The 7958-nt window shown below is 45.6% G+C and carries 9 protein-coding genes; 7 read left to right on the plus strand and 2 right to left on the minus strand.

Annotated features, from left to right (window positions below):
• Positions 1-1017, minus strand: a 1017-nt coding sequence (locus RMO84_RS00310) for a class I fructose-bisphosphate aldolase (protein ID WP_310486408.1), incomplete at its 3' end; no start/stop codon positions are given.
• Between RMO84_RS00310 and RMO84_RS00315 the strand changes: the two genes are divergently transcribed.
• From RMO84_RS00315 to lipA, 4 genes are all read left to right on the plus strand, one after another.
• Complete coding sequence (locus RMO84_RS00315) at positions 1008-1145, plus strand: hypothetical protein (RefSeq protein ID WP_310486409.1); 138 nt, start codon at positions 1008-1010, stop codon at positions 1143-1145. The genes RMO84_RS00310 and RMO84_RS00315 overlap by 10 nt on opposite strands.
• Positions 1146-1233: 88 nt before the next feature.
• Complete coding sequence (locus RMO84_RS00320; RefSeq protein ID WP_310486410.1) at positions 1234-1659, plus strand: hypothetical protein; 426 nt, start codon at positions 1234-1236, stop codon at positions 1657-1659.
• Positions 1660-2133: 474 nt separating this feature from the next.
• A complete protein-coding gene (locus tag RMO84_RS00325) occupies positions 2134-3309 on the plus strand; it encodes a M23 family metallopeptidase (protein ID WP_310486412.1) in 1176 nt (391 codons plus the stop codon).
• Between the two features lie 115 nt (positions 3310-3424).
• Positions 3425-4294 carry a lipoyl synthase gene (gene lipA / locus RMO84_RS00330; protein ID WP_310486413.1) on the plus strand — a complete coding sequence of 290 codons (870 nt, stop codon included), beginning with the start codon at positions 3425-3427 and terminating at the stop codon, positions 4292-4294.
• 37 nt (positions 4295-4331) lie between these two features.
• Here the strand turns inward: lipA and RMO84_RS00335 are convergent, their stop codons facing one another.
• On the minus strand, positions 4332-5279 hold the full coding sequence (locus RMO84_RS00335) for a metal ABC transporter solute-binding protein, Zn/Mn family (RefSeq protein WP_310486414.1): 948 nt from the start codon (positions 5277-5279) through the stop codon (positions 4332-4334).
• A 331-nt stretch (positions 5280-5610) separates the two neighbouring features.
• Between RMO84_RS00335 and RMO84_RS00340 the strand changes: the two genes are divergently transcribed.
• The 3 genes from RMO84_RS00340 to RMO84_RS00350 all read left to right on the plus strand — a co-directional run.
• Positions 5611-5895, plus strand: a complete 285-nt coding sequence (locus RMO84_RS00340; protein WP_310486415.1) for a hypothetical protein — start codon at positions 5611-5613, stop codon at positions 5893-5895.
• 35 nt (positions 5896-5930) lie between these two features.
• Positions 5931-6881: a GTP-binding protein gene (locus RMO84_RS00345; protein ID WP_310486416.1), complete on the plus strand. Its 951-nt coding sequence runs from the start codon at positions 5931-5933 to the stop codon at positions 6879-6881.
• A gap of 165 nt (positions 6882-7046) precedes the next feature.
• Positions 7047-7958: NAD(P)H-dependent glycerol-3-phosphate dehydrogenase (locus RMO84_RS00350; RefSeq protein ID WP_310486418.1), on the plus strand; the 912-nt coding region annotated here is incomplete at its 3' end.

Below are 7958 nucleotides of genomic sequence, written 5' to 3' on the forward strand. Positions count from 1 at the left end.
ACTGGCGGCTCCGTTGAGTTTGGCGCGTTGATAGAGGCGTTTTTGGGCTTCGGGAATGTTGGCGTCGTCGCCATGCCAATAATCGAGAGCGGGTTGTTGAATCGCGCGGGCGTAAGAGAAAGTTACCGCCCACGGACATTGGGAGGCAAACTGAGTGTGAATTGCATTGAGGTGGGCAGTGGCGCGTTCGTTGGTTTGTCCGCCAGAGAGAAAAGCGATCCCTGGGACTGTCGCGGGAACGTTATCGCGCAGACACCGGACGGTCATTTCGGCGACTTGCTCCACGGATGCTTGGACGGGACACTGTTCGCCAGCGAGCACCATACTGGGTTTGAGAATCATTTTGTCCAACGCTACCCGATTCAACCGTAATTGTGCGAAAACAACTTGTAAAGTGCGAGCGGTAACTTCATAGCAACGCTCGATCGAATGTTGTCCGTCGATGAGCACTTCTGGTTCGACAATCGGCACTAGTCCGCCAGCTTGACACAGAGCGGCGTAGCGGGCGAGGGCATGGGCGTTGGCAACCAGACAAGTTTCGCTAGGGATGTCCGGATCGATCGCGTAGCGTTCAGTTTGTGAAATCGCAATGACAGCACGCCACTTTGCAAACCGAGCACCCATTTGATAGTATTCAGCAATCCGATCGGATAGGCCATCTAAGCCTTCGGTCACTTTTTCACCCGGACAGCCAGGTAGATCTTTAGCCCCAAGATCGAGTTTGATGCCAGGAATGATGCTAGCGGTTTGGAGTAGGTTGAGGAAGGGGACGCCAGCTTGAGAGGATTGGCGGATCGTTTCGTCATATAAGATCGCCCCACTGATAAAATCAGCTAACTTTGGGGTAGTAATAATTAATTCCCGATAGGTGCGTCGCCGCTCTACCGTCACGGGGATGCCCAACTTTTCAAATCGCCGCGCGCAGGTACTATTGCTTTCATCCATTGCCAAAATTCCTTTACCAGGTGCGACCAGCGCACGGGCGGTGGCGATTAATTCTCGATCGAATGCATTCATTGGTAGATCCTCATTACAAAGGCTATACCACCAGTCTAATAATTTTACGCAAGGGATGGGAAGCGGATCTGGGGTGGCAACCAGCGGCGTGGTCGCTCACATCAGCTTGGGCGCGAATGATAAACTAAGTTATTCTAGGAGGAAATCTCGACTTCGCTGTTATCGCTAAGTACCAACACTTCACTGCACTCTGTTTACCAACCTGACATCGCCATCGTGAACGCCGCTCAACAAGCTACCGATATCACCCTTACCAGTAAAATTGCCTCCGCCGTCACTCTGTTTCGGAGCGAGTTTCCCGATGCGAAAGTCGATTTAAAGCCGTGGGCGGAAGATCGCGATACTCAGGAGTTAGTCGATCCGGATTCGATCGATTTTAGCTTTCATTTTCCAGGCTGGAGCCGAAGGTGGCAGAGTCGGAGCATCCTCGTCCAGATTCGATTTAATGACGATCGCCAATCGGGCGATTTTATCCGCAATTTTATCGGTCTAGAAGTTGCTGGCTTTGATTATCGCGGCAAACAATGGCGATTATCAACCGTGAGCGACTGGCAATTTGAAGGTGAAATTCAGCCACAACCCGACATCGCTGAGAAATTAAAACAATTTTGTCGGCAAATATTTGAATTATTTAGCACATAGACTAAGACCCCTCAGCTTTTGTGACTAAATTTACAGCGATCGATCGTCAAAAAATGCGCATCTAGCTATCGTTCTTACTCATCAATTACACTGATGACTATCGAGATCGCCATCCTTCCCATCCTAAACTTCGGCGATCGGCGCGCTCGATCGAGTGAGTATTAATACTCATTCAAAGTAGCATTATGGAAGTACGGTCGCTGTTCCATTTAGGTTTGTTTTACTTGAGATCCTTGTGCAGTGTTACTTTTAGAATGCGAGTGCAAGGTCGAAGGAGCGCGATCGGGCGATCGGCGGTTGATAATGAAGACATCTAGTTACATGGATAGCCATCCATATCGAAGATCGCAGATTGACATATTGATTAAGAAATTATTATTATTTTAGGCGATATCTTGTATACTGAACAAATTCTGGCTTTAGGTCTCATTTATCAATTCCGACTGATACCCCGTAGTAATTCCCACTGAATCTATGCGCACAAACAAATCTCTGAGGTTTTTAGTTATTGCTGGTGCCTTTTTAAGTGCCGAAGCTGCACTTGCCCAAAATTCACATTCAAACGTGCAAGATTTAGTAGCAAATAATACATTAAAGCCTCAACTATTGGGTGCAGAGCGGGTCGCTAGTCCCGATGCAGTAGACCTTAAATCTCTAGTGACAGAGAAAGATCCCAACAAAGCTGCTGGCAACAAAACTTTTGGTGAGGAGCGACATCAACCAGTCACGACCCTCGCTTTAGCTACTAAAGCAATCTCGCCCACCGAGCAGCGGACTTCCCCCTTTGGGTACGATGACGATCGCAGCAGCCCTGCCAGCCAAGCTCTTGCCAGTCGCAATGAGATCGCCTCACCTACGCAGGGAGCCGTATTTGCTAGTGATGTCAACAATCTCAAATCTAACGTCAAAATCAGTGGCGTGCCCACTGCGGCGATAACCGAACCGAATGTCGAAATTTTTGTACCCCAACCACGGACGCAATTAATCAAAGTCCAGCCAGTGACACGGTTGCCTCGGGTTATCAAAACCAGCGTTATCCCTAGCGTAACTGCCATCCCAACCTTGCGACCTACTGGCAGTAAGATGCCATTCTCGCAACCAAACCAGCCACCAGTCTCGATCCCGACGACCCCCGTACCACCAGTCGCTTCAATTAATAGTAATGGTACGACCGGCGCAACTCATGCGGAACTAATCTATCCATTGATGAATCCCGCACCCATGACTTCTCGCTTTGGCTGGCGGACGCACCCCCTGACAGGCACGCGGCGGTTTCACTCTGGGGTAGATATTGGCGCACCATCTGGTACTCCCGTAATCGCAACCGCCACTGGTACAATCATCTCAGCAGGCTGGAATGGCGGCTATGGCAAAGCGGTCGTAATTCAGCATGGCGATACCCAACAAACACTTTACGGACATCTGTCGGAGATTTCCGTGCAAGCCGGACAAACAGTTCCCCAAGGCACCGTCATCGGTTTAGTCGGGAGTACTGGCAATTCGACCGGCCCGCACTTACATTTTGAAACTCGATCTCCTGGTGCCACTGGCTGGGTTGCTGTCGATCCCACTCCAGAAGTCCAGTATGCGATCGACAATCTGCGTCGATCGATGCCATACGCTCGCCAAGATTCACCACAAGGTCTTTAGGGATTAGATTCTAGGCTTTAGGCTTTAGGTTAATTTGCTATTTCCTATCCTCTATCCCCTACTCCCTATTCCCTAAATGTTAAAATAGTAGGCTTGTGAATATCTTTCAATTGTTATGACAGTCAAACCAGAATGGTTGCGCGTAAAAGCACCGCAGTGGGAACGAGTAGGGAATGTCAAAGACATCCTCCGCGACTTGCAGCTCAATACTGTCTGTGAGGAAGCCTCTTGTCCCAATATCGGCGAGTGTTTTAGCGCGGGAACCGCCACGTTCTTGATCATGGGGCCAGCATGTACGCGTGCTTGCCCCTACTGTGATATCGATTTTGAGAAAAAACCCCAAGCTTTGGATCCGACAGAGCCGCTGCGTCTAGCAGAAGCTGTCAAACGTCTCAATCTCAAACATGTCGTGATTACCTCGGTAAATCGCGATGACTTGCCCGATGGCGGCGCGGGTCAATTTGTACTGTGTATCGAATCGGTACGCGCGCTTTCCCCCCAGACGACAATCGAAGTTCTCATCCCCGATCTGTGCGCAAATTGGCAGGCATTAGAGACGATTTTGGATGCGGCACCAGAAGTACTCAATCACAATACCGAAACTATTCCCCGCTTATATCGGCGGGTGCGTCCGCAGGGCGATTATCAACGTTCTTTAGAAGTCTTGGCTCGATCGCGGGCATATACGCCCAGCGTTTATACTAAATCAGGAATTATGGTCGGTTTGAGCGAGACAGACGAAGAAGTCCGCCAAACCATGCGCGATTTGCGATCGGTAGATTGCGATATCATCACGATCGGTCAATATCTCCAACCCACAGCCAAACACCTGGGCGTGACTGAATTTATTACTCCCGCCCAGTTCGATGCATGGCGGGTTTATGGCGAAGAAATTGGGTTCTTGCAAGTAGTATCCACGCCCTTAACGCGCAGTTCCTATCATGCAGAAGAAGTCCAAAAATTGATGGTGAAATATCCTCGATAGCTCAATCTTAGGTTTTTTGGAAAGAAGAGATCTGTGACTATTTAGACACAAACGGTGTATATTTACCACCCAATCCTTCAACAATCGCTTTGGTATTGGCAATTAACATCTTTTGATAGGTTCCTCCCTGACTATCGACAGTACCCAGGCCATCAGCATAAATAGCTTGTCCTGACACCTTAACTTTAGCGGCTTGCGCGATCGATTTAATTAATTGGGGGTTAAGTGTTACCTCCGCATAGATAGTTGGAACTTTAGTTTTCCCGATCTTATCCACAAGTTCTCTTGCTTTAGCCGCAGTGGGCTTTTCTTCTGTACTAATACCCTCTAGTGCTTCGACAGGCAATCTGTAAGCTTTGGAGTAGTAACCGAGTGCATCATGAGTCGTAAATAAAATCTTGTTATCGGTGGGAATTGTATTTATTTGCAATTTAATCCAGGCATCAATTCGATCGATCTCGGTTGTTAATTTTCTGCTGTTTTGCTGGTAGGTTGTGGCTTGTGTGGGCATAAGTTTTTCCAGACTAGTGCCAATTGTTGCGGCAATCTTGACTCCATTTCGAGCATTATGCCAGACATGAGGATCGGTAGTACTTCTACCATCTTCTTCAAAATTTTGGGGCTGAGGTATGGCGACTTCATATACGGCTATTTTGGGAGCGGGGTTTGAGCTTGCTTTAATAGCTTTGATTAACTCTGGCTCGAAATTATAACCACCATACATCACTAATTTGGCCTCCTCGATCGATTTTCGGGCTGCTGGTGTAATTTTGTAAATATGCGGATCGCTACCAGGAGTCAACAAGCAAATGAGATCGATCGTATTTGCTGCAATTTGTTTGGTGAGATCGCACAAGACGGTATTCGTAACTACTACTTTGGGTTTTTGGGTCGCGGATGTGGCGGAAAATTGGCTGACAGCGGGGTTACTATCTACGTTGGGTTGCTGAGGATTGGTGGTTTGACAGCCGAATAGACCGAGCATTAGGACAATCGATCCGATGCTGGGATAGCATCGCGAACGGTTGATTTGAAGGCGATTGGGGCTAATTTTCACGATCGGTATTTTGGGTAATGGCTACATTTTAAGAGAATGATAATCATTCTCATTTTTATGATAACATCATAAAGGTTCAGCACTTAAGTTGGCAAATATTAGTAACAGGGAGAGATTGAGGAAAAATAGCAATTTGTGCTGAGACTGAGTAGATAAGGGCGCGTTCTACAAATTATCTCGATTAGATGAACTACTTAAACTATGCCTAAAATAGATTTAAGCCTAATTACATCTCAATTCTTTTGGGGAAGATAATCCAATGTATAAAATGTACCGATCTCCCAAACTATTGTTAATGGTCATTCCTAGCTCTATTGGATGGGGAATGACCATCTTACCGACAAATGGATCTCCACCTCCGCCTCAACTCGCCCCGATGCCGACGGAATGGAAAGTCCAATCAGTCCAACCACCGAATCTCAACCAAATATCAATTCATCGGGTATTTCTAGATCGCCAAAAACAGCGATCTAATCGTGATTTTAGTTGCGATTGTAACGGTTGTAGACTAGCTGCGGCTCAGAAGGGAATTAAGATTAACTAAATTCCCTTGAATTTATGATTCGGACTATTTAAACAATGAATGAATTAGATGATTTTGAGAAACTCCCACTAGCAATTGTAACTGGCTTCTTGGGTAGTGGGAAAACAACGCTTATCAATCATATTCTCAAGAATGCCAATGGTTTACGAATTGCCGTGTTAGTGAATGAATTAGGAGACATTGATATTGATAGTCAGCTATTAGTCTCAATCGACGAAAATCAAATCGAATTAACAAATGGTTGTATTTGTTGTACGCTTAATGAAGATTTAGTTCAAGCTGTTTATAACATCTTACAGAAACGATCGGAGATCGATTATTTAATATTAGAAACGACAGGAGTTGCCGATCCACTCCCAGTTATTCTTACTTTCTTGGGTACAGAATTGCGATCGATGACCCAGTTAGATGCTATTTTGACAGTGGTAGATGCTGAAACCATCTTAAATAGTAGTATTGAGGAGGTTCAAGCAGTAGGCGAACAGATTATTTATGGTGATATCATTTTAGTAAATAAAGCCGATCTGGTTTCGGCACAGCAATTAATCGATGTGAAGCAAAAGATCGCTAAAATCAAACCTGATGCCCGAACGATCGATACTCAAAATTGTCAAATTTCACTATCGGCAGTCCTCAATCTTCATCATCACAACTTTTCAGCTCAGATCTTAGAAATAGATCCAAAGATCGAGCGGCATTTAGAGAATGACGGATTTACTACAGTTTCTTTTCGTTCTACTCGATCGATCTCACTGAAGAAATTTCAACAATTCTTGGATTATCAATTACCATCATCAATTTTACGAATGAAAGGAATTATGTGGTTTGACGAGAGTAAAAAATGTCATATTTTTCAACTTAGTGGTAAGAGATTTAGCATTGAAGATCGAGAATGGGCAAAACCACCAAGCAATCAAATTGTTTGCATCGGTCAAAAGTTGGATAAGCTGCAGATTTATCAGCTTCTAACTAATTGTCTGGCTTGAGCTAATCATTAGTAAGTTAGGATGAATTTTAATTTCCCCACCGTTAATTATTGAGATAATCGGCTAAAATTGATATAGATATAATTCATTATCAATAAGGCTGTCTCGATCGAAGTTAGATCGCCGCAATCTCAGTCGATCGAAGATCCACCTCGTTATTACTATATGCCCGATCGAATTACAATTATAGGTGCTGGTGCTTGGGGTGGTGCGTTGGCAAATTTGACGCAGGTTAATGGTTATGAACCGACAATTTGGTCGCGCCGGAGCGATCGGCAATTAGTAGATACAATTGCAGATCGGACGGCAATTATTTCGGCAGTATCGATGTCAGGCGTGCGAGCAGTAATCGATCGATTACAAGGATCGATCGCGCAGCAGCAAATTATTGTGACGGCAACTAAGGGATTGGATGCACAGACTAATTTGACACCCGCTCAACTGTGGCATCAAGCATTTCCTAACAATCCAATTGTAGTCTTGTCAGGGCCGAATTTATCACTGGAAATTCAGCAAGGATTACCAGCGGCGACGGTGGTTGCCAGTCACGATGCTAATGCGGCAAATACCGTTCAGGAGATTTTTTCTTCCCCTAAATTTCGGGTGTATACTAACGACGATCCGGTAGGTGTAGAAATTGCTGGCACCGTCAAAAATGTCATCGCCATTGCTGCCGGAACTTGCGATGGTTTAAAATTAGGTAATAATGCTAAATCAGCTTTATTGACGCGCGGTTTGGCAGAGATTATTCGGATCGGTCAGTATTGGGGTGGAAAAACAGCAACCTTCTATGGTTTATCCGGTTTAGGCGATCTGTTAGCTACTTGCAATAGTCCGCTGAGTCGTAATTATCAGGTGGGATATGGGTTAGCCCAAGGTAAAAATTTAAGTGAAGTTTTAGCAGATCTGCAAGGAACAGCAGAGGGTGTAAATACGACTCAAGTATTAGTTCGGATTGCTAACAAAAATCAAATCTACATGCCGATTGCTGTATTAGTCGATCGATTATTACAAGGGCAGATTACCGCAACTGATGCGATCGTCGAATTGATGTTCCCTGGCGGCGAGGATGGCCGA

The sequence above is a fragment of the Chamaesiphon sp. VAR_69_metabat_338 genome, from assembly GCF_031423935.1.
Lineage (GTDB): Bacteria > Cyanobacteriota > Cyanobacteriia > Cyanobacteriales > Chamaesiphonaceae > Chamaesiphon.